The 24,024-nt window shown below is 66.7% G+C and carries 25 protein-coding genes and 1 pseudogene; 14 read left to right on the top strand and 12 right to left on the bottom strand.

Annotated elements, in window-relative coordinates:
- Window positions 1–55: 55 nt before the first annotated feature.
- From JWN03_RS19140 to JWN03_RS19130, 3 genes are read right to left on the bottom strand one after another with little or no spacing between them, the layout of a single operon-like run.
- A complete protein-coding gene (locus JWN03_RS19140) occupies window positions 56–622 on the bottom strand; it encodes a suppressor of fused domain protein (RefSeq protein WP_297616804.1) in 567 nt (188 codons plus the stop codon).
- Window positions 623–633: 11 nt separating this feature from the next.
- Window positions 634–1,116: a general stress protein gene (locus JWN03_RS19135; RefSeq protein ID WP_297616525.1), complete on the bottom strand. Its 483-nt coding sequence runs from the start codon at window positions 1,114–1,116 to the stop codon at window positions 634–636.
- Window positions 1,117–1,167: 51 nt separating this feature from the next.
- The gene (locus tag JWN03_RS19130; protein WP_297616522.1) at window positions 1,168–2,097 is read right to left on the bottom strand and encodes an HpcH/HpaI aldolase/citrate lyase family protein; all 930 of its coding nucleotides are present in this window, start codon (window positions 2,095–2,097) and stop codon (window positions 1,168–1,170) included.
- A 73-nt stretch (window positions 2,098–2,170) separates the two neighbouring features.
- Here JWN03_RS19130 and JWN03_RS19125 point away from each other — a divergent pair, with 73 nt between their 5' ends.
- The 9 genes and pseudogenes from JWN03_RS19125 (at window position 2,171) to JWN03_RS19085 (ending at window position 10,908) form a co-directional block, all read left to right on the top strand.
- Complete coding sequence (locus JWN03_RS19125; protein WP_297616520.1) at window positions 2,171–3,496, top strand: magnesium transporter MgtE N-terminal domain-containing protein; 1,326 nt, start codon at window positions 2,171–2,173, stop codon at window positions 3,494–3,496.
- Entirely contained in the window at window positions 3,493–4,080 is a 588-nt protein-coding gene (locus tag JWN03_RS19120) for a DUF1003 domain-containing protein (RefSeq protein WP_297616518.1), read from the top strand. The genes JWN03_RS19125 and JWN03_RS19120 overlap by 4 nt, the downstream gene beginning before the upstream one ends.
- Before the next feature lie 156 nt (window positions 4,081–4,236).
- A complete protein-coding gene (locus JWN03_RS19115; RefSeq protein ID WP_297616516.1) occupies window positions 4,237–5,634 on the top strand; it encodes a lytic transglycosylase domain-containing protein in 1,398 nt (465 codons plus the stop codon).
- A gap of 309 nt (window positions 5,635–5,943) precedes the next feature.
- Window positions 5,944–6,813: a lytic transglycosylase domain-containing protein gene (locus tag JWN03_RS19110; protein WP_297616514.1), complete on the top strand. Its 870-nt coding sequence runs from the start codon at window positions 5,944–5,946 to the stop codon at window positions 6,811–6,813.
- A gap of 56 nt (window positions 6,814–6,869) precedes the next feature.
- A complete protein-coding gene (locus tag JWN03_RS19105; RefSeq protein WP_297616512.1) occupies window positions 6,870–8,003 on the top strand; it encodes an Mrp/NBP35 family ATP-binding protein in 1,134 nt (377 codons plus the stop codon).
- A 203-nt stretch (window positions 8,004–8,206) separates the two neighbouring features.
- A pseudogene (locus tag JWN03_RS19100) lies at window positions 8,207–8,488 on the top strand (DivIVA domain-containing protein); the annotation flags it as partial.
- A gap of 392 nt (window positions 8,489–8,880) precedes the next feature.
- Window positions 8,881–9,456 (top strand): DNA-3-methyladenine glycosylase I, encoded by a 576-nt coding sequence (locus JWN03_RS19095; RefSeq protein WP_297616509.1) that lies wholly within the window; start codon window positions 8,881–8,883, stop codon window positions 9,454–9,456.
- A gap of 165 nt (window positions 9,457–9,621) precedes the next feature.
- Complete coding sequence (locus JWN03_RS19090) at window positions 9,622–9,789, top strand: DUF3117 domain-containing protein (protein ID WP_006554284.1); 168 nt, start codon at window positions 9,622–9,624, stop codon at window positions 9,787–9,789.
- A 21-nt stretch (window positions 9,790–9,810) separates the two neighbouring features.
- Window positions 9,811–10,908 carry a putative RNA methyltransferase gene (locus JWN03_RS19085; protein ID WP_297616507.1) on the top strand — a complete coding sequence of 366 codons (1,098 nt, stop codon included), beginning with the start codon at window positions 9,811–9,813 and terminating at the stop codon, window positions 10,906–10,908.
- A 10-nt stretch (window positions 10,909–10,918) separates the two neighbouring features.
- On the opposite strand, the gene JWN03_RS19080 is transcribed toward JWN03_RS19085, so the two are convergent.
- Window positions 10,919–11,815: a LysR family transcriptional regulator gene (locus JWN03_RS19080; protein ID WP_297616505.1), complete on the bottom strand. Its 897-nt coding sequence runs from the start codon at window positions 11,813–11,815 to the stop codon at window positions 10,919–10,921.
- A gap of 69 nt (window positions 11,816–11,884) precedes the next feature.
- Between JWN03_RS19080 and JWN03_RS19075 the strand changes: the two genes are divergently transcribed.
- Window positions 11,885–12,391 (top strand): GNAT family N-acetyltransferase, encoded by a 507-nt coding sequence (locus tag JWN03_RS19075; protein WP_297616503.1) that lies wholly within the window; start codon window positions 11,885–11,887, stop codon window positions 12,389–12,391.
- A gap of 9 nt (window positions 12,392–12,400) precedes the next feature.
- On the opposite strand, the gene glgA is transcribed toward JWN03_RS19075, so the two are convergent.
- Entirely contained in the window at window positions 12,401–13,570 is a 1,170-nt protein-coding gene (glgA, locus tag JWN03_RS19070; RefSeq protein WP_297616802.1) for a glycogen synthase, read from the bottom strand.
- 135 nt (window positions 13,571–13,705) lie between these two features.
- On the opposite strand from glgA, the gene glgC reads away from it, so the two are divergent.
- Both glgC and JWN03_RS19060 read left to right on the top strand, forming a co-directional pair.
- Window positions 13,706–14,920, top strand: a complete 1,215-nt coding sequence (gene glgC, locus JWN03_RS19065) for a glucose-1-phosphate adenylyltransferase (RefSeq protein ID WP_297616502.1) — start codon at window positions 13,706–13,708, stop codon at window positions 14,918–14,920.
- Window positions 14,921–15,014: 94 nt separating this feature from the next.
- Entirely contained in the window at window positions 15,015–16,253 is a 1,239-nt protein-coding gene (locus tag JWN03_RS19060) for a DUF7373 family lipoprotein (protein WP_297616500.1), read from the top strand.
- On the opposite strand, the gene JWN03_RS19055 is transcribed toward JWN03_RS19060, so the two are convergent.
- The 7 genes from JWN03_RS19055 to JWN03_RS19025 form a co-directional block, all read right to left on the bottom strand.
- Window positions 16,250–17,335 carry an IS630 family transposase gene (locus JWN03_RS19055; RefSeq protein ID WP_297616497.1) on the bottom strand — a complete coding sequence of 362 codons (1,086 nt, stop codon included), beginning with the start codon at window positions 17,333–17,335 and terminating at the stop codon, window positions 16,250–16,252. The genes JWN03_RS19060 and JWN03_RS19055 overlap by 4 nt on opposite strands.
- Window positions 17,336–17,418: 83 nt before the next feature.
- Entirely contained in the window at window positions 17,419–17,898 is a 480-nt protein-coding gene (locus JWN03_RS19050) for a hypothetical protein (protein ID WP_297616494.1), read from the bottom strand.
- Window positions 17,899–17,958: 60 nt separating this feature from the next.
- Entirely contained in the window at window positions 17,959–18,168 is a 210-nt protein-coding gene (locus JWN03_RS19045; RefSeq protein ID WP_297616491.1) for a hypothetical protein, read from the bottom strand.
- 338 nt (window positions 18,169–18,506) lie between these two features.
- Complete coding sequence (locus JWN03_RS19040; protein ID WP_297616488.1) at window positions 18,507–20,153, bottom strand: ABC transporter permease; 1,647 nt, start codon at window positions 20,151–20,153, stop codon at window positions 18,507–18,509.
- A complete protein-coding gene (locus JWN03_RS19035; protein ID WP_297616484.1) occupies window positions 20,150–21,124 on the bottom strand; it encodes an ABC transporter ATP-binding protein in 975 nt (324 codons plus the stop codon). Before JWN03_RS19035 ends, JWN03_RS19040 begins: the two co-directional genes overlap by 4 nt.
- 40 nt (window positions 21,125–21,164) lie before the next feature.
- Window positions 21,165–21,794, bottom strand: a complete 630-nt coding sequence (locus JWN03_RS19030; RefSeq protein ID WP_297616481.1) for a TetR/AcrR family transcriptional regulator — start codon at window positions 21,792–21,794, stop codon at window positions 21,165–21,167.
- 151 nt (window positions 21,795–21,945) lie between these two features.
- A complete protein-coding gene (locus JWN03_RS19025; RefSeq protein WP_297616800.1) occupies window positions 21,946–22,584 on the bottom strand; it encodes an O-methyltransferase in 639 nt (212 codons plus the stop codon).
- A 242-nt stretch (window positions 22,585–22,826) separates the two neighbouring features.
- Here JWN03_RS19025 and sigE point away from each other — a divergent pair, with 242 nt between their 5' ends.
- Window positions 22,827–23,495, top strand: a complete 669-nt coding sequence (gene sigE / locus JWN03_RS19020; protein ID WP_297616478.1) for an RNA polymerase sigma factor SigE — start codon at window positions 22,827–22,829, stop codon at window positions 23,493–23,495.
- Window positions 23,496–23,566: 71 nt separating this feature from the next.
- Window positions 23,567–23,956, top strand: a complete 390-nt coding sequence (locus JWN03_RS19015; protein ID WP_297616475.1) for a hypothetical protein — start codon at window positions 23,567–23,569, stop codon at window positions 23,954–23,956.
- The last annotated feature ends 68 nt before the right edge of the window (window positions 23,957–24,024 follow it).

Raw genomic sequence — 24,024 nt, 5'->3', positions numbered from 1 at the left:
TGAAATCCCGTGCCCCTTCGAAGTTTCGAAGGGGCACGGCGGGGAGTAGGACAGACTAAAGGGCGGCGGCGGCGCGATCTGCGTCGCGCACATCGATTTTCGCCTCGGTCCAGGCTTCCCGCAGGGCCTCCGCGCCACGAATGCGCACCCACGCCGCCTCGGTCGCGGTGATCGGCGTTGCGGTCAGGAAGCGTACGGGCTCAGCGGGTTCCGGCAATTCCACCGCCGGGATCTCACTCTCGCCGAGCAATACCGCGGTGAACGGCGCGTTGAGCCACAGCGGTTCTCCCAGATCCAGCAGCGCATCGGCTTGCAGCACAATGCCTTCCACCGAGGGCGACGCCGCCAGCATGCCGAGCGCCCGGGTCAGCCCGGCGCCCGCGCCGACACCGCCGCGCAGGGTGAGCAGCAGTTCCGCGCGCGGTCCACGCAGCGGATCGGCCAGTGCCGCAGTCGGATCCGTCATCGGATGCCGGGAACCGCCGAGGGTCACGTAGTGCACCAGATCGCCGTCCGGAATGCGCAGGATATCGATGGGTTCCAAGCCGAGGAACGTCACCGACGCCGCATCCGCGGACTGCACGCCGAAGTGCCCGAGCAGGCCGGCCCGGACCGTATTGATCACATCCACGACTAGATTGCCAACCTCGCCAGCATGTCCCGCGCCTGCTCGGCGGCCTTGGGATCACACAGCACGTCGTAGCGGCCGGCCACCAACTGCATGGTGGAGGCGAAATCACGCTGCCCACGGGTGGCGGCATACGGGATGGAGGTGGAGAGCAGGCCGAAGATGATGCCGCCCACCAGGCCGACGATGATCGCGCCGCCGCCGGAGAACATGCTCAGCAGCAGACCGATGAACAGGCCCAGCCACGCACCCGAAACCACACCCCCACCAAGGACTTTGCCCCATGTCAGGCGGTACAGCACGCGTTCGACCTGCATGAGATCGACACCGACGATGGTCACGTTCTCCACCGGGAACTGATTGTCGGCCAGATAGTCGACGGCCCGCTGCGCCTCGGCATAGGTGGGATAGGACCCGACGGGCCAGCCCGACGGAGGCGTCGGCAGGCCCGAACGGTTCCGGTTCGAGTTCCCCAAGGGATTCGTCATATCTCCATCATGCTATTTCGGTGTGTCGTACGGGGGTTCGCAGCGCCGCATTCACCGCACGGTTCGCGTCATTTTCGCGGCTCGGCCCTTATCGGCGATGACCTGCGCCATCTTGGCGCTGGCCTCGTCGATCATCTCGTCGCCGAGCATGACCGCTCCGCGCGCTCCGCCCGCGGCCGACGTGTGGAAAGCGTACGCGTCCAATATCTCCTCGGCGCGGTCGTAGTCGGCCTGACGTGGGCTGAAGATCTCATTGCCCGCCGCGATCTGGTCCGGATGCAGCACCCACTTGCCGTCGAAGCCGAGGGCGGCGGTACGCGCGGCATTGCGCCGGAAGCCCTCGATATCGCGCACGGCGAGGTAGGGACCGTCGATGGCCTGCAGGCCGTGGGCACGCGCTGCGAGCAGGATCGTCATATAGATGTGGTGATACGCATCACCCGGCTCGTAACCTTCGGGCTGCTCCCCCACTACGAGGGTGCGCATATTGATCGACGCCATGAAGTCGGCGGGCCCGAAGACCAGGGTCTGCACGCGCGGGCTGGCGGTGGCGATCTCATCGATATTGCGCAGCCCGAGCGCATTCTCGATCTGCGGTTCGATGCCGATCCGCCCGACCGGCAGGCCATTGGCCTTCTCCAGCTGGGTGAGCAGCAGATCCAGCGCCCGCACCTGCCCGGCATCGGTGACCTTGGGCAGCAGCAGCGCGTCGACCTGCGGGCCTGCGCCCTCGATCACGGTGATGACATCGGCGTAGGTGTGCTCGGTGGTCCAATCGTTGACCCGCACAACACGAATCTGCTCGCCCCAGCCGCCGGAGTTGAGCGCCGCCACGATATTGGCCCGGGCCGCCGCCTTGGCCGCCGGTGCGACCGCGTCCTCGAGGTCCAGGAACACCTCGTCGGCGGCGAGTCCCTTGGCCTTCTCGATCATGCGCGGGTTGCTGCCGGGTACGGCCAGCACGGTGCGGCGGGATGTCACGGGTCACTCCTTCACACGTCCGCGCTCGTGGCGCGACATTTCGGGCTATCTGGACCCACTAGCCTTGTCACCTATGGCAGCGACGAGAGTTTTCGCCGCCCGGCTCGCGGGCTTGGTGGTATTGGGACCGGACGGGGAGTCTATCGGCCGCGTCCGCGACCTGGTGATCTCCATCCGCTACGACCGGCAACAACCGCGCATTCTCGGCATCCTCGTCGAACTGCCCACGCGGAAGCGGATTTTCGTGCCGATGCTGCGGGTGCAGACCGTGGACCCGGGCGCGGTGACACTGACCACCGGCACCATCAGCATGCGGCGTTTCGAGCTGCGGCCGGGCGAGATGCTCGCCATCGCGCAGCTGCTCGACTCCACCGTGCGGGTCGACGACCCGGAACTGCCGCAGCTGGCCGAGACCGATGTGGTGGTGGTCGATCTCGGCATCGAACAAACCCGCACCCGCGATTACGTGGTCTCCCGGGTCGCGGTGCGCGAACGCCGCCGCCTGGGTGTCGGATTCGGGCGGCGCGGCGCGGTGCACGTGGTGGATTGGGCGCAGGTGCGCGGCCTCACTCAAACCGAACTCAACCTGCCCGGCCAGGATGTCACCCAGCTGCTTGCGCAATTCGAGGGCATGCGGCCCGCCGACGTCGCACACCTGCTGCGCGAACTGCCGAGCAAACGCCGCATCGAAGTGGCGTCCGCCTTCGACGACGATCGCCTGGCGGACGTGGTCCAGGAGCTGCCGGAGAACGATCAGGTGGAGCTGCTCGAGCAACTCGGTGTGGAACGCGCCGCCGATCTGCTCGAGGCCATGGACCCCGACGACGCCGCCGACCTGCTCGGCGAGCTCCCCGAGGGTGAAGCGGAATCCCTGCTGGCGCTGATGGATCCGGAAGATTCCGAACCGGTGCGCCGACTGCTCGAACACGCCCCCTACACCGCGGGCGGTCTGATGACCTCCAAACCGCTGGTGCTCACCCCGGCCACCACCGTCGCGGAGGCGCTTGCCCGTATCCGCGATCCCGAGCTGACCCCGGCGCTGGCCACCATGGCCTTCGTAGTGCGCCCGCCGACCGCCACACCGACCGGCCGCTATCTGGGGTGTGTGCACTTTCAGCGACTGCTGCGCGAACCGCCGGCAAACATGGTGGGCGGCATTGTGGACGACGATCTGGTGCTGCTGCGACCGGAGGCGCCGCTCACCGCCGTGACCCGCTATTTCGCCACCTACAACCTGGTCTGCGGGCCGGTGGTGGACGCCGAGAATCATCTGCTGGGCGCGGTCACGGTCGACGATGTGCTCGACCATCTGCTGCCCGAGGATTGGCGTGAACAGGACGACCACACCCATGATCTGCACGGCATCCCGCTGATCGACGGCACCGGAGGCCGCGCGTGAACGACCGTACCGACAAGTCCAACGCACGGCAGCGCCTGGAGACACCCGTCGAGAGCCGCTTCCGCGGATTCGATTGGGACGCAGAGGCTCTCGCGCGCAGTAGCGAGAAGCTCGCACGCTTCCTCGGCACCGGCCGCTACCTGGTCATCCAGACCGTGTTCGTCATCGTCTGGATCATGCTGAACGTCTTCGCCATCCGGCTGCAGTGGGATCCGTATCCCTTCATCCTGCTGAATCTGGCGTTCTCCACCCAGGCCGCGTACGCCGCGCCGCTCATCCTGCTGGCGCAGAACCGGCAGGACAATCGCGACCGGGTGGCGCTCGACGAGGATCGGACGCGGGCAGCCCAGACAAAAGCTGATACCGAATTCCTGGCGCGCGAGCTCGCCGCGCTGCGACTCGCCGTCGGTGAGGTCGCGACACGTGACTATGTCCGCCGCGAGCTGGACGATGTCAAGGACACGCTGCTCAGACTGGAGAAGCTGGCGACGGACGGCGAGGTCGTCGGGGAGAAGAAGGCAAAGAAGAGTACCGATCGAAAGAGGTCTGGAGTCCCAATTTCGGCACAGAAAGATGGCGAGTAACCGCACAAGTTGTACCGAACAAGCTGACTGATGGGTAACCTGGATCACGTTGTTCCGAGCGACCGACCCAGACACTCTGATTTCGAGACTGTTGTCACGGGAGATCGGCCGCACGACTGAGGGGATTGTGTGGTGGCGAGAAGAATATCTGCACCCGTGACAGCGTCGGCTCTGCTGATCGCAGGCCTGGTCACCGCCGGTTCGGCCACCAATACAACAGTGCACACGGTGGCGCCGCAGGCCGCACCCGAGGCGCTGCTGGCCGCATCGGCATCCAGCACCGGAGATGCCGCCACTCCGGCCTCCGATCAGAGCGTCGGCCTGGTCCCGGCCGCGCCTGATGCCCCCCGCAAACTCAGCGCAATGACCCCGCCCGCCGACGGCGCGCTCGGCGCACTTCCGCTGCAGAACATCGCCCTGCCCGGCGGCACGGGCGTACTGGGCATCCCCGAGCTGGTGCTCGCCGCCTACCGCAATGCCGAACTGGCGCTGCAGTCTTCGCAGCCCGGCTGCGGTCTGCCCTGGAATCTGCTGGCCGGTATCGGCCACATCGAGTCCAATCACGCGAGCGGCGGCAATACCGATGCCGCGGGCACCACCATCTCGCCGATTTTCGGCCCGTCACTGGACGGGACACTGCCCGGCAACGAGGTCATCAAGGCCACCAGCGGTGGTTTCGTGCGCGCTGTCGGCCCCATGCAGTTCCTGCCCAGCACCTGGTCGAGATACGCCTCCGACGGCAATGGCGACGGCGTCGCCGATCCGAACAATGTCTTCGACGCCACGCTGGCGGCGGGCAAATACCTGTGCGACGGCGGATTGGATCTGCGCGATCCGGCACAGCAGCTACGCGCGGTACTGCGCTACAACAATTCGACGACCTACGCGGCCAATGTGCTGAGCTGGTCGAACGCGTACAAGACCGGTGGCACGCCCGCTGCGGTGAGCATCTCGGCGGATATGATTCCGCCCGGCTCGTACCCGGTGAACGGCCCGGATATGTCGCTGGCCTCCACCACGATTCCGGCCACCACGACTACCACCGACGCGCCCGCGCAGACCACCCAGGCCCAGCAGACCCAGGTGATGATCACCATTCCGGGCCTGCCGCCCATCCCCTGCGGCATCTTCTGCCCGGCGCCCGCACCCGTGAATCCCTGTGTCGAGGCCTCGGTTCCGGCCCCGAAGCCGGATCCGGCGAATCCGGTCGACGCCAAGCCGGAGGACGGCTCGCAGCCCGGCCAGGCGGACAAGGTCGATCAGAAGACCGACCCGAAAGCCGATCAGCAGTACGGCCCCGACGGCAAGCCGGTCCAGCAGCCCGCCGCCTGCACCCAGCCGGACCCGGCCGCGCAGCAGCAGCAGCCGCAGGCTCCGGCTCAGCAGCCGCAGGCCCAGCAGCCGCAGAACGAGCAGAACACCCAGCCGGTCGTCACCACCGATCCGGCCCCCGCGCAGCAGGCTCCGGAGTCCGCGCAGCCGACCACGCCGGCGCCCGCTATCACCCTCCCGTTCGGCATCACCATCCCGCTGCCCGTGCCGGCGGCGCCGTAATTCGCCTCCGCAACTGAGACCGGTTCGCCTGCGCCCCCAGCTTTTCGGGGTCGCAGGCGAACTTGTTCGGGCGTGTCGTTTTACCTCGCCCGAGTCTCGGAGTCACTCGTTCCGAACCACTCAGATCTTCCCTACCTGCACCGTTGCCCTTCCGGGGGCCGCGGCGACAAGCCATCCAGTTTCCGGTCCGTAATCGAAACGTCAAAGATGGTCACGAAGCAGTAACGGAAAGATCTCGAATGCGGTAGCGTGGCCGTCACTTGCATCACCTGGTTGTTACGACCGACGGCAATGGAGGGTCACCGAACAGTGGGACGTCACCGCAAACCCCCGGTTCCGACAATTCGTCGTGGATCGGTTATCGCACTCGCAGGTCTCGTACCCGCAGGACTCGCAACCGTCACCGGCGCAGCCGACGGTAGCCTCATCGGCAAGGTCACTTCGACTGTCCAGCACGAGTTTTCGCCGGATACGCAGGAAACGGCGCTATCCAGACCGGAGGCGGCCCTACCGGCCGCCGCCCCGGAAGCTCTGCTGCACGAGGCGAAACAGGTTGTCCCCGTTGGCCCGCCGGTTGTGAAGACCGTCGCGAACCCCGGCGGCCGGGTCCCCGCCGCACTGCCCGCAGGCCCGCTCGGCATCCCCGGCATTGCCACCAATGCCTATCAGAACGCGGAACGCATTCTGGCCGTGGAGAATCCGACCTGCGCGATGCCGTGGTCGCTGCTCGCCGGCATCGGCCGGGTGGAATCCACGCACGCCTTCGGCGGTAAAGCCGATGTGAACGGCGATCCGGTGGCCCCGATCTACGGCCCGGTGCTCGACGGCAGCCTCGCCGGCAACAATGTCGTCCGCGACGCCGATGCCGAGCTGAGTGGCATGTCCACCGGCTACACCCGCGCGGTCGGCCCCATGCAGTTCCTGCCCGAGACCTGGCGCAAATACGCCGCCGACGGCAATGGCGACGGCATCGCAGATCCGCAGAACCTCTTCGACGCCACCCTCACCGCGGGCAAGTACCTGTGCTCCGGCGGCCTCGATATGCGTGATCCGGGCCAGCAGACCCGCGCCATCCTGCGCTACAACAACTCCATGGCGTACGTCGCCAATGTGATGGCCTGGGAGGCCGCCTACTCCTCCGGAGTCACCCCGGCCGCCGCCCAATTGCCGCGCATCTGAGGTCCCAGCCGGTCCCCCGTCGCGGAGGACCGGTCCGGCACTCCTATTCTTTGCGTATGCCAGTGGTAACGGAATCGGATGTGCGGGGCGCGCTCGCGAAGGTGAACGACCCGGAGATCCGGAAACCGATCACCGAATTGGGCATGGTGAAAAGCGTTGTGGTCGGCGCCGACAGCAGTGTCCAGGTCGAGATCTACCTGACAACGTCGGCCTGTCCGATGAAGGGCGCGATCACCGAGCGCGTCAGCAATGCCATCAACGATGTGCCCGGTGTCGGCAAGATCGACGTGACCCTCGACGTGATGAACGACGAGCAGCGCACCGAGCTCCGCAAGAAGCTGCGCGGCGACAATGCCGAACCGGTCATCCCGTTCGCCCAGCCCGGCTCGCTGACCCGCGTGTACGCGGTCGCCTCCGGTAAGGGCGGCGTCGGAAAGTCCAGTGTCACCGTGAATCTCGCGGCCGCCATGGCAGCCAAGGGCCTGTCGGTGGGTGTGCTGGACGCCGATATCTACGGCCACTCGGTGCCGCGCATGCTGGGCACCGATGCGCGCCCCACCCAGGTGGAGCGGATGATCATGCCGCCGCAGGCGCACGACGTGAAGCTCATCTCGATCTCCATGTTCACCCAGGGCAATACGCCCGTGGTGTGGCGCGGCCCGATGCTGCACCGCGCGCTGCAGCAGTTCCTGGCCGATGTGTTCTGGGGCGATCTGGATGTGCTGCTGCTGGACCTGCCGCCGGGCACCGGCGATGTGGCCATCTCGCTCGCACAGCTGATTCCGAACGCCGAGATCCTGGTCGTCACCACCCCGCAGCTGGCCGCCGCCGAGGTGGCCGAGCGCGCGGGCTCCATTGCCCTGCAGACGCGTCAGCGCATCGTGGGTGTCGTGGAGAACATGTCCTGGCTGGATCTGCCCGACGGTTCGCGCATGGAGCTCTACGGTTCCGGCGGCGGGCAGACCGTGGCGGACAACCTGACTCGCGCGGTCGGTGCGAATGTGCCGTTGCTGGGCCAGATCCCGATCGAGCAGCAGATGCGGGAGGCCAGCGACGAGGGCACCCCGATCGTGCTCAGCGCCCCCGACAGCGCCTCCGGCAAAGCCCTGCTCGCGATCGCCGACAAGCTGGCGGTCCGTCGCCGCGGTTTGGCGGGCATGTCGCTGAACATCGACACCACCCGTCACTGACCCGCCTCCCCGGACCTTTTGCCGAGCACCTAGGTGCCCGCAAGTAGCGTCGCGGAGTGGCGGTCACGGCCTGGCTGAGTTAGCCGGTACCCGATGAGTTACCCCGACCGTACGAAATCAGTTGTCGCCTTTGATAAGACGACGGCTGATTTCCGCCGGGGGGCGGAGCCTCTGGTCTGTGTGCGCCATCTACGCTCGACAACATGCTCACGCTGCTTCTCTATGTGCTGATCGTCGGTTTGGTGGCCGCGCTGCTCTTCCTGGTCGCCAGCGCGCTGTTCGGGCGGTCGGAAGAGCTCGGCCCACTGCCCGAAGGCACCACGGTCACCGTGCTCCCCGCCGAGGCGATCAGCGGCAGCGATGTCCGCGCCCTGCGCTTCCAGCAGGTGGTGCGCGGCTACAAGGCGGGCGAAGTCGATTGGGCGCTCACCCGGCTCGCGGGTCGCATCGACGAGCTGGAGCGGCAGCTGGCCTACGCCCGCGCCGGGCATTCCGCCGAGGAATCCGGCAGTACCCCGCCGCAGGGTGTGCCGCTGGCATACAGCATCGGTCCCTACGCCGCCGGTGAGAACCCGGCCGAGCTCGGCGATACTCCCGCACCCCACGGCGTCACGCCGGACGCGGCCGTCGCCCCTCAGTTGCCCGAGGTGCTGCCGAGCCGGCAAGCGCACACCGCTCCCGATGCCGGGGCCGGTGTGCCCGCAGCATCGGACACGGACCGTACGGCGGCGGCACCCGGTACGGATGCGGGCACACCGGATGTGGCGGCAGCGCCGACCATCGGCGACACGCCGGGCGCGGGCATCGATACGCAGAAGCAGGCGGCCGCCGACTGGGTGCCCGGTCCGGGCAGCCAGAGTGCCGGGCCGGGCGCGCGGTGACGGCGGTCGCCGAACCGGATGACGGCCGGGTCCGCTGCGGTTGGTCGGAGGCCTCGCAGCTGTACCGGGACTATCACGATCAGGAGTGGGGCCGGGCGCTGCACGGCGACGATGCGCTGTTCGAGCGGGTGTGTCTCGAGGCGTTCCAGTCGGGCCTGGCGTGGATCACGATTCTGCGGAAGCGCCCGGCGTTCCGCGCGGCCTTCCAGGGGTTCGTGATCGAGCGGGTCGCGGGCTTCGGCGAGCCGGAGGTGGCACGGCTCATGGCCGATCCCGGCATAGTTCGCAATAGCGCCAAAATCCACGCGAGCATCCACAATGCCCGAGTGGCCCTCGACCTCCCGAAGAGCCTGGACGAGCTGCTGTGGTCCTTCGCACCGGCCACCGGAAAACGGCCACGCACCTTAGCGGATGTGCCCGCCGTCACTGCCGAATCCACCGCTCTCGCAAAAGAACTGAAGCGGCTCGGATTCAAGTTCGTCGGACCCACTACGGCGTACGCACTCATGCAGGCGACCGGGATGGTAGACGATCACATCGCCGATTGCTGGGTGAATGTCGGGACTCCCTGAACGCCGCATCGGTCGGTTTTTGGAACTCAGGTACCCGCCCCGATCCGCGATAGGGAAGAATGGGCGTGGTGCAGCCCGCCACATGCCGGCGGGCTGCCTGGTTGGTGACAACTGGAGTTCCATGAAAGTGCGCAGATATTCGCGCAGATCTGGAGGGAGCAGAGGATGGCGGCCATGAAGCCCCGCACCGGGGACGGTCCCCTCGAGGCAACCAAGGAAGGGCGTGGAATCGTCATGCGGGTTCCACTCGAGGGTGGCGGGCGTTTGGTCGTCGAGCTCACGCCGGAGGAAGCTGCGGCACTGGGTGACGAACTCAAGAGTGTCACGAGCTAGTAGCCATACTTGCCCGTGCCGGTGAGCCGCACCGAACCGGTGGTTGACCCCGCTCTCGAGCCGCTCACCGGCGCCCAGGTGCATTCCACGCACCCCCGCGGCGCAGCCGATCGCTTGATCGACTGCGCCGATCTACTGTCCTGTCCGGAATGCGGGCAGGACCTCACGCCCCGCGACCTCACCCTGCGGTGTCCGCGCGGCCACAGTTTCGATATCGCCAAGCAGGGCTACGTCAGCCTGCTCACCGGCGCGTCCACCAAAATGACCGGCGATACCCCGGCCATGCTCGACGCCCGGGCAACCTTCCAATACGCAGGCCATTTCACTCCCATTGCCGCGGCCCTCGCGGCCGCGGCAGCCGCCACCTCCCCCGCCGCCGTGGATTCGATGACGAAGCCGCGTGCTGCACAGCGCATCGCGGCTCCGCGACACGCCGACGGGATTACGCACCCGGGCTCGACCGTGACGGCGGCTTCCTCCGCCCGACTTGCCTCGACGCTCTTGCCCACCGCGCGAGCCGGTCTCGATATCCCGGCTCGCCCGGCGGGTGCGGCGGTGCTGGAGATCGGCGCGGGAACCGGTTATTACCTCGGCGCGGTACTCGACGCGGTGCCGGGCGCCCGGGGCATCGCACTGGACGTTTCCAAACCGGCTGTGCGGCGCAGTGCGCGAGCTCATGTGCGGGCCGGCGCGGTACTCGCCGACGCATGGCGCGGACTGCCGGTGCGTGACGGAGTACTGACCGCGGTGCTGTCGGTTTTCGCACCGCGAAATGCCGATGAGGTCGCACGAGTACTGGCGCCCGAGGGACGTTTTCTGGTTGTCACTCCGACACCGGGGCATTTGGCCGAACTCATCGAACCTGTGGACATGGTGAGTGTTGATGCCGCGAAGGAGGATCGGCTTGCCGAATCTCTGGGCGACCGTTTCGAATTATCGGAGCGCAATTCGGTCGAGTATCGAATGTCGCTCACACACACCGATATCGCGAATGTGTCCGCCATGGGCCCCTCGGCCTTCCATGCGGCTGCGCAACGCGCAGACCGTATTGCGGCACTGCCGGATCCGATGCCGGTGACCGCGTCGGTGACCGTCTCGGTATATCGCCGCCGCTCCTGAGAGCCGGTATTCACCCCTGCGGGTGATTCGGAAGCAATGCCAGCAGATTACGGACCAGTGGCCTGGTGTCGTCCGCGCGATGCGCGGTATAGATCGTGGTGGTGGCGTCGGTGCCGGCCAGCGGGATGATGCGCACCGAGGCCGGAGCCGTGAAGGTGGCGCTGCGCGGCGCGACGGTCACGCCGAGCCCGGCGGCCACGAGATACAGCAGGATGGTCCAGTTGGTGGCCTCCTGGACGATGCGCGGGCGGCGGCCCGAGGTCAGCAGCGGCGACAGGTTCTTGTCGTACGCGAGTGCGCCTGCGGCACTGGGAAAGAAGACCAGCGGATCGTCCGCGAGTTCGGCGCCGGTAATGGTGGCGCGGCCCGCTTCCGGATGATCGGCGGGCAGCACCGCCACGAAGGGCTCGGTGATGAGCGGCACGGTCACGGTGCCGGACTGCTCGTCCGGATCGCGCACGATCGCCATATCCAGGCTGCCGGTGGCCAGCTTCGCCATGAGGTGACTGGTGAATCCCTCCATGAGTTCGACCTGCACCAGCGGGAAGCGGTCGCGGAATTCCCGCACCCCGCGCAGCGGCTCCAAGGGCAGCACCGAGGGCACGAAGCCGAGATGCAGCGTGCCCTGACTCCCCTGCCCGATGCGCGTGATCTCCGCCAGATCGCGCGCCGCATGCCCGAGCAGGGCGGTGGCCCGCTCGCGCAGCACCGCACCGGCCGCGGTGAGGGCGACGCTGCGTGAGGTGCGGTCGAAAAGCCTGGTGCCCAGCAGGGTTTCGAGGCGCTGGATCTGCTGGGTCAGTGCGGGCTGGGCAATGTGCAGCCGGGCGGCGGCGCGCCCGAAGTGCAGTTCCTCGGCGACGGCGAGGAAGTAGCGGAGATGCCTGAGCTCAACACCATCAACCATAAGTTCATGATATTGATCCGAGCTATCAAGTATTGGACGTTATGGGTCGCGGCACGAGATCCTGGTCTGGTGACACAGACGGATTCCCTCGCCACCGAACTCGGTTCCCTCGCGGTCGCGCCGATGTCCACGGCCGCGGACGCCCGCGCATTCAAAGACCTCAACCTGGAGTGGATCACCGCGTTCTTCACTCTCGAACCCGCCGACAGCGTCACCCTCGACAATCCGCAGCACATTGTCGACGAGGGCGGCCAGGTACTCATCGCCCGGGACGGCGACCGCGCCGTCGGCTGCGTCGCCCTGGTCCCCGAGGGCCCAGGCGTCTTCGAACTCTCGAAAATGGCTGTGTCGCCACAGTTCCAGGGCCGCGGCATCGGCCGCATCCTGCTGCGCGCGGCCATCGGCTACGCCCGCGAACAGCGCGCCACTTCGATATTCCTCGCCAGCAACGCGACCCTCGCCAGCGCCGTGCACCTGTACGAATCCCTCGGCTTCGTCCATGTCCCGGCGACAGAATTGCGGCCGATCCCCTATGACCGCGCCGACGTGTTCATGCGCTACGACCTGACGAGGTAGGCCCGCGAACTAGCTCTTGCGGACCAGGTCGTAGATGCGGGCGGTGCGGGCCGCCATCTGATTCCAGTCGAACTCGGCGATGGCCCGGGCACGCCCGGCGGTGCCCATGGCGGCCGCGCCGACCGGGTCGGCCGCGACATGGTTGATGGCCCGGGCCAGACCATGTTCGAAGGCTTCGGGCCTGGTCGCGTCGTAATGCACGAGGCGGCCGGTCGACCCCTCCGCGACCACCTCCGGAATCCCGCCGACATCGGAGGCCACCACGGCGGTACCGCAGGCCATGGCCTCCAGATTCACGATGCCGAGCGGCTCGTAGACCGACGGGCAGATGAATACCGTTGCGGCAGCGAGCACTTGGCGCACCAGTTCGGTGGGCAACATTTCGCGGACCCAGTACACACCGTCGCGGGTCTTGCCGAGTTCCCTGACGGCCGTAGCGACTTCGGCATCCATCGCAGGTGTGTCCGCGGCACCCGCGAGCAGCACCAGTTGAATATCCGGGTCGAGGTGGCGGGCGGCGGCAAGCAGGTGCGATACACCCTTCTGCCGGGTGATGCGGCCGACGAATGCCGCCACCGGCCGGTCCATCCGCACGCCGAGTTCGCCGAGAATGTCGCGGGTGTCGAGCGCGGGCCCGCCCGGATGCCAGACCTCGGCGTCGATTCCGTTGTGCACCACATGCACTTTCGCGGGATCGATATCCGGGTACGCGGCCAGCACATCGGTGCGCATGCCCGCGCTCACCGCGATCACGGCATCGGCGTAGGTCACGGCATTGTGCTCGGACCAGGAGGAGAGCCGGTAACCGCCGCCGAGTTGTTCGGCCTTCCAGGGCCGGCGCGGTTCCAGCGAATGCGCGGTGAGCACATGCGGGATCCCGTACAGCTCGGCGGCCAGATGCCCGGCCAGCCCGGTGTACCAGGTGTGCGAGTGCACCACATCGGAGCCACCGGCCGCATCGGCCATGCGCAATTGCGCGGACATCATCTGCAGCGCCGAATTGGCGGCATAGAGCATCGAATCCGCCTGGTGCACCACCGCATCGGTGCGCGGCACGCCCATACAGTGCACGGTCACGTCGCACAGTTGCCGCAGTCGCGGGACCAGCTCGGTGACATGCACGCCCGCCCCGCCGTACACCTCGGGCGGGTATTCGCGGGTCATCATGGCAACCCGCAGCTCGCGGCCGCCGTCCGCGCCGTAACTCACCGACTCAACCTAGACGCTCCGCTGTGACGCCACCAACCGGCGACGCGATCAACATGGAACCCTGCGGACATTCCGTGTTCGATCCGACCCGGTAGTTTGGCGAGTGTGAGGAGCCAGCCGCACGTACTCGGGATCGTGCTCGCCGGTGGCGAGGGCAAGCGCCTGTTTCCACTCACGAAGGATCGTGCCAAGCCGGCGGTCCCGTTCGGGGGTGCGTACCGCCTCATCGACTTCGTCCTCTCGAACCTCGTGAATGCCGGCTACCTGCGGATCTGCGTTCTCACCCAGTACAAATCGCATTCGCTGGACCGGCACATCTCGCAGACCTGGCGACTATCGGGTTTCGGCGGCGAGTACATCACGCCGGTGCCGGCGCAGCAGCGGCTGGGCCCACGCTGGTACACCGGCAGCGCCGACGCGATCATGCAGTCGCTGAATCTGATCTACGACGAGGACCCGGAGTACATCGTGGTCTTCGGTGCGGACCACGTGTATCGCATGGACCCCGAGCAGATGGTGCAGGCGCATATCGCGTCCGGCGCGGGTGTCACCGTGGCCGGAATCCGGGTGCCGCGCAGCACGGCCAGTGCGTTCGGGTGCATCGATACCGACGAATCCGGCCGCATCACCGGCTTTCTGGAGAAGCCGGCGCATCCGCCCGGCACGCCCGACGATCCGAATGTCACGTTCGCCTCGATGGGCAATTACGTCTTCACCACCAAGGTGCTGGTGGACGCCATTCGCGCCGATGCCGAGGACAACGACTCCGATCACGATATGGGCGGGGACATCATTCCGAGCCTGGTGCGGTCCGGGGCGGCGGCCGTCTACGACTTCGGCAGCAACGAGGTGCCCGGCACCACCGACCGCAGCCGCGGCTACTGGCGTGATGTCGGCACCATCGACGCCTTCTACGAGGCGCATATGGATCTGGTGTCGGTGGACCCGGTCTTCGACCTCTACAACAGGCACTGGCCGATTCGCGGGGCCGCGGAGAATCTGCCGCCGGCCAAGTTCGGCCGCGGCGGGCTGGCGCAGGAATCGATCGTCGGCGCGGGCAGCATTCTGTCCGCGGCGACGGTGCGCAATTCGGTGCTGTTCTCGAATGTGATGGTGGAGGACGGCGCGACCGTGGAGGGCAGTGTGCTCATGCCCGGCGTGCGGATCGGCCGGGGCGCGGTGGTGCGGCACGCGATTCTGGACAAGAACGTCATGGTGACCGAGGGCGAGATCATCGGCGTGGATCGGGACCGGGATCGGGATCGGTTCGCGGTCAGCAATGGCGGCGTGGTGACCGTCGGCAAGGGCATCTGGGTGTGAGAATCGCCGCCGGCCGGCGGACGCGCGGATAACGGTGGACAGCCGGAGACGGATAACGGTGGACAGCCGGGGTTCCGGGTCCGAAAATCGGTGGGTGGAGTGCCGTCCGCTGGGCGGCGCGGGAGGGATGATCATGATCCGCGCAACGAGGGTTGTCACCGCAGTCGCCTGTCTGGCCTTGACGGCGGCGCTGGCGGGCTGCGCCAACAAGGGCACCGCGGTGGCGGGTGAAATGGATGTCCGATCGCTGGATGCCGGCACCTACCCGGTGAATCGGTTCACCTACGACCGCAATTCGAACGGCCACGGCCCGACGCTGGAGGGCATGCGCATGGCCGATGCCGTGGTCCCGACGGTGAAGGTGGATCCGAGCCTGAAGGTCGGCCGCGGCGGCATCGTGCTGACCTCGGTCAAGGATGTGGTGAGCGTCAGCCACCTGTCCTCCTCGGCCAAGCCGGTACTGGAGAACCGCGGATTCATCGCCGGTTTCGCCATGAGCGGTTCGGATCTGCCCGATCCACCCGGCTCGGACAATCCCGACCCGGCGAGCACCACGGTGACGATCCGGCTGCTGCGCTTCCCCTCCAGTGACAATGCCAAACTGGCGGCCAAGGAACTCGAAGACGCCGATTTCAATGTGGCGCTGGACCAGAACAAGAAGCTGACGCTGCCGGACTATCCGGACGCCTTCTCGCACTGGCGGCCGACCTCGCCCACCATCGGCGTGACCATGCCGCGCAAGGAGTTCGTGATCTCGGTCTTCGCCTCGCGCCCCCGGATCGATCAGGCCGATCTGCTGTCGTGGGCGAAGAAGGCCCTCGATGCCGAGGTGCCCGTGGTGGACGCCTTCCAGGGCACGCCCCCCGGCCAGATCGATCAGCTACCCGTCGATCCGGATCGGCTGCTGGCCCGAATCCTGGTGTCCGACCGCGACAATCACACACCCGATCCCGATAATTTCGCGGTGTACGGCCCCAATCAGCTGGTCACTCCGGCCGGTGACGAGGCGCTGCGACAACGGCTGGTCGATGACACCGGTATGGATGCCATGGCGCTGACCGAGGACGGTTACCTGTTCCGCACCCGGGACGCCAAGGGCGGCGCGGATCTGGTGAGCGGCCTGATCAGCAGTCTGGGCGAGACCAGCCTCAGCCCCGCCGCGCCGGACAAGGTGCCGGACACCAAGTGTGTGCAGCACAAGTCCGACAGCAGCACCTCCTACCGCTGCTATGTGGTCTACAAGCGGTATGTGGGCGTCGTCAGCGCCGACAATCAGACCGATGCGCTGAAGAAGGGCACAGCCCAGTACGTGCTGCTGGTCAACAGCCTCTAGTGAGCTGGTTCTGAGATGCGTGCGCAGTAGCGGCAGATTCGGTCGATGATCTGGTCGGGGGTTTTGGTCCAGATGAATGGCGTCGCTTGGGAATTCCAGTGCTCGATCCAGTGCTCGGGCGCGGTGGTGAGTTCTTGCACGGAGCAGAAGCTGCCGCGCTCGAGGCAGCAGCGTTGCAGTTCCGCGAACCACCGCTCGACCTGGTTGATCCAGGAGGAGTAGGTCGGGGTGAAGTGCAGGGTGACGCGGGGATGAGCGAGCAGCCAGTGGTGCACGACCGGTGCCTTGTGTGCCGAGAGGTTGTCGCAGATGACATGGATCACCTGGTCGGGGGCGGTCCGGCGGTCGATGAGGTCGAGGAAGTCACGGAAGTCCACCGCGCGGTGGCGGGCCGCGACGGTACTGATGACCTTGCCGGTGGCGACGTCCAGGGCCGCGAAAAGGTCCACGGTGTCGTGGCGGATGTAGTCGAAAGGGCGCCGCTCGGGCACGCCGGGCAGCATCGGCCATACCGGGCCGTGTCGTTGCAGTGCCTGGATCTGCGGTTTCTCGTCCACGCAGAACACTGCGGCGTTCACTGGTGGGGCCAAATACAATCCGACCACGTCGCGAATCTTGTCGATCAGCAGCGGGTCCGGGGACACCTTGAACGTCTCGGTGCGCCACGGCGCGAGACCGAAGGCGTGCCAGATCCGCAGCACCGACGATGGCGAGATTCCCACCCGCGCAGCGAGTTCGCGTTTGGACCAGTGGGTGCCGGCCTCGGGAACCTGCTCGAGAGTGGCCACCACGACCTGTTCGACCTGGGTGTCGGTGATCGTGCGGGGCACGCCCGGACGTGGCTCGTCGAGCAGGCCGTCGAGTCGCTCACGCAGGAACCGGGCCCGCCACCTTTTCACGGTGTTGCTGGCTACGCCCAGTCGAGCGGCCACTGCGGTGTTGGATTCGCCTGTGGCGCAGGCCAATATGATCCTGGCCCGCAGCGCTATGCCTTGCGCGGTCGAACGGCGCGACTCCCAACCGGTCAGAGTCCGCCGCTCGATCTCGGACAACACCAGCGGCTTCAACCGCGGATCAGGCATGTCACCAGGACACCCCTGATCCGAGATCAACAGCAATCACACCTGGTCAACACCAGCTGACACCCAACCTCAGAACCAGCTCACTAGGTCGAGAAGCGGACGGTGTCCCCGTCGAAGGCACGCCAGGCCGCGGGCCGGTGGGCGCTGTGGCTCGCCGCCTCGTCGGCCGTCCCGGCGTGGTCGTGGTCGGCGCATCGCACGCATTCGGAATCGATTGCGGCCCCCGGGGTGTCGTGCCAGGGCCGGCCGTGCCCGTTGCGCGGCAGGCCGTTCGCGCCGTGCGTGCCGGTGCGGCTGTCATCTCGGAAGCGATAGTCGCGAAATCCGAATGGTTGCAACAGGGCTCGCAGGAAGGCCGGGCCGTCGTCCGGCAGCACCGTGCGCTCCTCGCCGAGAATGTCCACACCCTGGTGGTACCAGACCCGCGCGACCAGCCCTTCGACCGGATCCACCGCCCGGAAGCTGGCGTGACCGTCTGCGGTGAGCCGGAATTCGGCAATACGCCGCCACTGGCGCGACTCACGGAAATACAAACCCACCACGGCCGGAGGTCGCTGACCCATGGAAAACCTCACTCGTCGAACTTTTCCCTGGAGTATCCGCAACCGGTCCGCCGTAACCCTCTAGCCTGGCGCCGGGGCCGTGGTGACGCAGGCAAAGGGTGCGCACGAAACCGGCGTCGAAGGCACCACATTCGAGCGATCATCGAATCGCGAACCGCCGACCAGCAGCAACACCAGGAGTGCCGCGAAGACGACCAGTCCGAAGAAGATCATTGCGGGCCATAGCCATCCAGCCGGCAGATGCGTACCGAGTACCAGTGAATCGAACATCCCCCACCTCCTCTAAATCGGTCCCCCTATTCGTGTACCACCGGCGCTGCGACTGAATCCACCCCCAAGCCCTGCCCCAGCACTGCCCTCGACGGGCCGGGACTCCGCACCGGGTGGTTGCAGCATCCCGGTGGATACCCCGGAATTTATTGCAGCACAATATGATCGGCTACGCGAATTGTGAGGTGACAACTGATTTCGCACGGTCGGGGTAACTCACCGGGTACGGGCTGACCGAGCCAGGCTGTGACCGCCACCCCGCGACGCTACTTGCCGAGCACCTAGGTGCTCGGCAAAAGGTCCGGGGAGGCGGATCGGCTCCGGGGAGGCGGATCGGCTTACCGCAGGTCGCGGCGGCGGAATCCGATCAGCCCCACGGTGATCAGTCCGACGGCGACGATCACCAGCACGATGAGCGGGGTGGCGGAGAAATCACCACCGGGCACCTTCGGTGCGTGCTCGAACGGGTCGATATCCCGGAACCATTGCGGCGCACCGGAGATCGAGCCGAGCAGGAAGACCGCAATGGCGGCCGACAGCACACCCCAGGCAACGGGCGTCCAGCGCGGCAACAGTCCGAAGAGCACGAGGGTGACGCCGGTGAAGATCCACACCGCCGGCAACTGCACCGCCGCGGCGGCCAGCACGCCGGGCAGCTTTCCGCCGATATCCCCGGCCGCGCGCCCGTACACCAGGCCGGCGAGCAGCCCGGAGAGCAGCAGCGCCAGCGCCGGACCACCCAGCGCGAACACCAGATGCGAGGCGGCCCAGCGGATTCGCGATACCGAGCCGGTGAGCACGGTCTCCGCGCGATCCGCGGCCTCCTCACCGTGCAACCGCAGCGTCGCCGAGATCGAGTAGGCGGCCGCGATCACCGCGAGCATGGTGAAGGCGTAGGTGATCATCGAATTCTCCAGGGACGCCGAGCCACCCATGCGGGTGATCATGTCCCGGATCGACTGACTGGAGCCGAGTTCGTCACCGATGCCGTGCACAACACTGCCGATGAGCAGGCCGTACAGGGCGAGCCCGAGGGTCCAGGAGATCAGCGAACCACGCTGCAGCCGCCAGGCCAGCCCGAACGGACCACTCAATCCCGGCCCAGCGGTCGCCGCGCCCGGGCGTTCGGCGATCATTCCCGCGCCGATATCGCGATTGCGCAGCAGCGTGTACGCGATCGCGGTCAGTACGAGCACAGCGGCCAGATGCAGCAGCAGCACCGCGAAGTGATCCCCCGCGTACGGTCGCACCTGCAGCGACCATCCCAGCGGCGACAACCAGGTGAGCGGGCTGGTGGGTCCGTCCGTGGCACGGACATCGCCGACCGCCCGCAGCGTGTAGGTGACTCCCAGCACCGCGAAGGCGATGCCACGAGCCAGGCGCGCACTGCTACTCAACTGCGCGGTCACCGCGGCGACAGAGGCGAAGACCGCACCGGATCCGGCCAGGGCCAACCCGAAGGCCAGCGATCCCTCGTGCGGCACGGGCTGGCTGTAGAGGCTTAGGAAGGCCAGCAGCCCCACGGCCAGCGAGGCGCCGTAGGCGAGCAGCAGCGCCGCGGTCAGCTCCGCGAACCTGCCCACCCGGGTGGCGGCGAGCAGCTCACCGCGCCCGGTCTCCTCCTCGGCGCGGGTGTGCCGGATGACGGTGAGGATGGTGGCGACGGCGATGATCACATAGAACATCCCCGCCTTCCAGATGCCGGTCGCGCCGAGGCTGGTGTTGTACACCGGCCCATACATGGCCAGCTGGGCTGGGCTGGCGAGAATGGAGGCGGCGAACGAGGCCAGATCGGCCGGGGTCTTGTAGACCTTGTCGATGCTGCCGATGTACAAGCTGCCGACCGGTAGTCCCAGCAGCAGCACCCACAGCGGCAGCACCACCCGATCGCGGCGCAGGAACAGTCGTAACAACTGCCCCGTGCCGGTGAAATCGGCTGCGCGAACCGGTGATTCGAATATCCGAGGGGCGGTGATGGCGGTCATTTCGCGACCTTCTCCGACTCGCGAGCGTGCCGCCCCGACTCGCGTGCGGCGTCCGCCGACTCCGCCGCGGCCTCGCCGTCGAGCGAATAGTGGCGCAGGAAAAGCTCTTCCAGCGTCGGCGGCTGGCTGACCAGGCTGCGCACGCCGACGTCGCCGAGCACCTTGATGAGGTCACCGAGGTGCGCGCTGTCCACCTGGCAGTGCAGCGTGTGGTTCTCGATACTGATATCACTGACGCCCGGAATCCGACTGAGATCGCCCGGGTCCCCGATCATTTCGGCGCTGATGGAGGTCCGGCTCAAATGCCGCATCTCGGCCAGTGTCCCGGTCTCGACCGTCTTCCCGGCCCGGATGATGGTGACCCGCTGACACAGCTTCTCCACCTCGGAGAGAATGTGGCTGGACAGCAGCACCGTGGTGCCGCGCGCCGAGGCCTCGGTGATGCATTCGCCGAAGGCCTGCTCCATCAGCGGATCCAGGCCGGAGGTGGGCTCGTCGAGCAGCAGCAGCCGCGCATTCGACGAGAACGCCGATACCAGAGCGACTTTCTGCCGGTTGCCCTTCGAATAGGTGCGGGCCTTCTTGCGCGGGTCGAGCTCGAAGCGTTCGATCAGCTCCGCGCGCCGAGCCTGGTCGATACCGCCGCGCATGCGCGCCAGCATATCGATGGTCTCGCCGCCGGAGAGCGACGGCCATAGCGTGACATCGCCTGGGACATAAGCGATATCGCTGTGCAGAGCGACCGCGTCGGACCACGGATCGCGCCCGAGCACCACGGCCTCCCCGGAGGTCCGCGAGAGAATGCCGAGCAGAATTCTGATGGTGGTGGATTTGCCCGCGCCGTTGGGCCCCAGGAAGCCGTGCACCTCGCCTTCGGCGACCTCGAGGTCGAGGCCGTCGAGAGCGCGCACCTGCCCGAAGTGCTTGTGCAGGTCTCGAACCGTAATGGCCGAGCTGGCCGGAACGTTCATCGAATCTCCTTGTAGGAAAACGATTTCTCGGTAACAGTGATTACTGCTGAGTCATGGCATCGAAGATCGCCGAGTCCGCCAGCAGCCCGTGTGTGTAGATCTCGACAGCGGGCAGCGTCATGACATCGGCGTACTCGCGCAAGGCTTTTCGAAAGTCCATCGGACCCTCGTTCCGTGCGTCGTACAGCTGCAGGAACATCATCATTCCGCCACTGTTGGTGGTGGCGATATATCTGGCAGTAGCCTTCAAATCCCGTGGGGCCTTGAGAGTTCCGGCAGCAACGCCGGCGGCGAGGTACTGCTCGACGTCGCCGACCATCTGCTCGAAGAAGGTCAGCATCAGACTGCCGCCGGCCTGAAAGCTACGCAGTACGTACGCCATATACGGCGCGAAGCTCTCCACCTCCGCCAGCGCCTGGATCCAGCCGTTCGGCGACGGATGCTCCATCGATTCCAGCTTGGCGGTCCGTACCACCTCCCGCACCTGCTCGTCGCAGACTTCGCGGAGCCCCTCCTTGGAGCCGAAGTGATGGTTCACGAGCCCGGGTGACACCCCCGCCGCCGCGGCGATAGCCCGCACTCCCACCCCGAACCCTTGCTGCCCGATCACTGCGATCGCGGCATCGCGAATCCGTGCCCGGGTGGTCAGATCTTCAGCGGCTGAACGCATGTTTAATAGATTAAACACTCGTTCAACCACTTGGCAAGACCCCACACGAACAGGAGTCGGACAGACTTTCATGCAGCTTCGACGCGGAATTTCCGCATGCGGAAAGTTAGGCCGGTGCTGAATATTGCGATGCGGACAATCGCCGCGGCAACTACCCTCGCGAGGCGCAGAGCAGCCCGTCACCCACCGGAATCAGCACACTGGTGAGCAGCGGATTCTCCGCGATCGCCCGGGTCGCCGCCCGCACCGCCTGCGTCTGCGGATCGCGCTGCGCCGGATCCGGCACCCGCCCGCCGAGCAGCGCATTGTGCAGCAGAATCGCCCCGCCCTCCCGCAGCAGGCGCACAGCCTGATCCACATACTGCGGATGCTCGAGCGGTGCGGCATCGATGAACACCAGGTCGTAGGCGCCATCTGCCAAGCGCGGCAACACATCCAGGGCCCGGCCGTTGATGAGCCGGGTGCGGGCGGGCGTGATCTCGGCGGAACGGAAGGCTTCCCGGGCCGCGCGCTGATGCTCGGGTTCGGAGTCGATGGTGGTCAGGGTGCCGTCCTCGCGCATACCGTCCAGCAGCCACAGTCCGCTGACGCCGGCCCCGGTGCCGACCTCCACCACCGCCCGCGCACCCAGGAGCTGGGAGTACATGCTCAGGAGTGCGCCCACCGAGGGCGGCACGGGCGCAGCGCCGAGTTCGAGGGCGCGTTCGCGCGCGGCGACGAGGATCTCGTCCTCGGCGACGGATTCCTCCACGTAGGCGAGGTTGCGCTGCAGGTTCGTCGCGGGAGTCAGGCTCACGGATATGAGGCTAACGGCGCGGAGCCGCTATCGCGTGGCGGTGATCTACCGGTGTGGCGATTTTTCTCAGGTGTCCCTCAGCGTCCACATACGGCGAGCACATCAGGACCGGCAAGAGTATGGGCTACGTCAGGCCAGCGACCGTCGGCTCGGCGACCGGGAACACACGACCCACCAGGTCGGTTGTACCCGGCAGTCGGAACCGATGGTCCCGAGTAGGAGGTAATCCCATCCACATGGTCGACACGGCGCGTGAACCCGTCATCCTGCCCGCGCAGGACCTGCTGACCAGCGATACCTCGCTGGACGGCGATCTCAACGCGGAATCCCTGTCCGGAACCGCTGTCTTCGATGCCACGGGTGACCGCACCATGATGCCGACCTGGGACGAGCTGGTCCGGGAGCACGCCGACCGCGTGTACCGCCTGGCCTATCGCCTCTCCGGTGATCAGCAGGACGCCGAGGATCTGACCCAGGAAACCTTCATCCGGGTGTTCCGCTCGCTGCAGAACTATCAGCCGGGCACCTTCGAGGGCTGGCTGCACCGCATCACCACGAATCTGTTCCTGGATATGGTGCGCCGTCGCAACCGTATTCGTATGGAGGCGCTGCCCGAGGACTACGACCGGGTGCCGTCCGAGGGCCCGGGCCCCGAGCAGCTCTATCACGACGCGAATCTGGACCCGGAGCTGCAGGCCGCACTGGATTCGCTGGCGCCGGAGTTCCGCGCCGCGGTCGTGCTCTGTGACATCGAAGGTCTGTCGTACGAGGAGATCGGCGCCACGCTCGGGGTCAAACTGGGCACCGTGCGCAGCCGCATCCACCGAGGACGTCAGGCACTCAAAGAGCACCTTGCGCATAATGGAGTGGAGCGGCGTTTCGCCGCCACCGAGAACGTCGGCTGAAGGTGCGGGCTCAGCGCCCGCTCACCGACATTCCCGATGTAGCCGAGGTGGTCCGGAAGGGTGTGCAGCTTATGAGTGGCGAGGACAGAACGCCGCGTCGACCACCTCGTTTCGCCCCTACCGAGCATTTGGCCAGTGAGGCCATCGCCGCGTATGTGGACGGTGAATTGCGGATGAACGCGTATCTGCGTGCCGCTCATCATCTTTCCGTCTGCCGTGAATGCGCGGCGGAAGTAGACGCACAGCAGCAGGCGCGCATTGCACTGCGCCAGTCGTCGGATCAAATTTCCGCGCCGATGCGCCTGCACGATTCTCTGAGTCGTATCCCGCTGTCGGAACTCCCCGGTGCGGACACCACGTTGAATGCCGATCGCAGCACGTTCGCCCGTGGCGCGAACTTCGTCGGGCTGCGCGAAGATTCGTTCGACAGCAAACGGTGGACTTCTTGGTGGCGCAAGTAGAGTTCATCGCGTGACCACCGAATCGAAGAACACGGGCCCGATTCCGGGTGAGGGGCCCGCGGCGAACA

Source organism: Nocardia sp., from assembly GCF_025465275.1.
In the GTDB taxonomy this organism is placed as follows: Bacteria; Actinomycetota; Actinomycetes; order Mycobacteriales; family Mycobacteriaceae; genus Nocardia.
The sequence above is the reverse complement of the archived record's forward strand: the minus strand, read 5'-3'. Positions and strand labels throughout refer to the sequence as shown.

Coding starts and splice junctions, on each gene's coding strand:
- JWN03_RS19055 (WP_297616497.1), bottom strand. CDS start 17,335: ATGCCTGATCCGCGGTTGAAGCCGCTGGTGTTGTCCGAGATCGAGCGG.
- JWN03_RS19015 (WP_297616475.1), top strand. CDS start 23,567: ATGAGTGGCGAGGACAGAACGCCGCGTCGACCACCTCGTTTCGCCCCT.
- sigE (WP_297616478.1), top strand. CDS start 22,827: ATGGTCGACACGGCGCGTGAACCCGTCATCCTGCCCGCGCAGGACCTG.
- JWN03_RS19080 (WP_297616505.1), bottom strand. CDS start 11,815: ATGGTTGATGGTGTTGAGCTCAGGCATCTCCGCTACTTCCTCGCCGTC.
- JWN03_RS19035 (WP_297616484.1), bottom strand. CDS start 21,124: ATGAACGTTCCGGCCAGCTCGGCCATTACGGTTCGAGACCTGCACAAG.
- JWN03_RS19040 (WP_297616488.1), bottom strand. CDS start 20,153: ATGACCGCCATCACCGCCCCTCGGATATTCGAATCACCGGTTCGCGCA.
- JWN03_RS19030 (WP_297616481.1), bottom strand. CDS start 21,794: ATGCGTTCAGCCGCTGAAGATCTGACCACCCGGGCACGGATTCGCGAT.
- JWN03_RS19050 (WP_297616494.1), bottom strand. CDS start 17,898: ATGGGTCAGCGACCTCCGGCCGTGGTGGGTTTGTATTTCCGTGAGTCG.
- JWN03_RS19135 (WP_297616525.1), bottom strand. CDS start 1,116: ATGACGAATCCCTTGGGGAACTCGAACCGGAACCGTTCGGGCCTGCCG.
- JWN03_RS19045 (WP_297616491.1), bottom strand. CDS start 18,168: ATGTTCGATTCACTGGTACTCGGTACGCATCTGCCGGCTGGATGGCTA.
- JWN03_RS19090 (WP_006554284.1), top strand. CDS start 9,622: ATGGCGGCCATGAAGCCCCGCACCGGGGACGGTCCCCTCGAGGCAACC.
- JWN03_RS19105 (WP_297616512.1), top strand. CDS start 6,870: ATGCCAGTGGTAACGGAATCGGATGTGCGGGGCGCGCTCGCGAAGGTG.
- JWN03_RS19125 (WP_297616520.1), top strand. CDS start 2,171: ATGGCAGCGACGAGAGTTTTCGCCGCCCGGCTCGCGGGCTTGGTGGTA.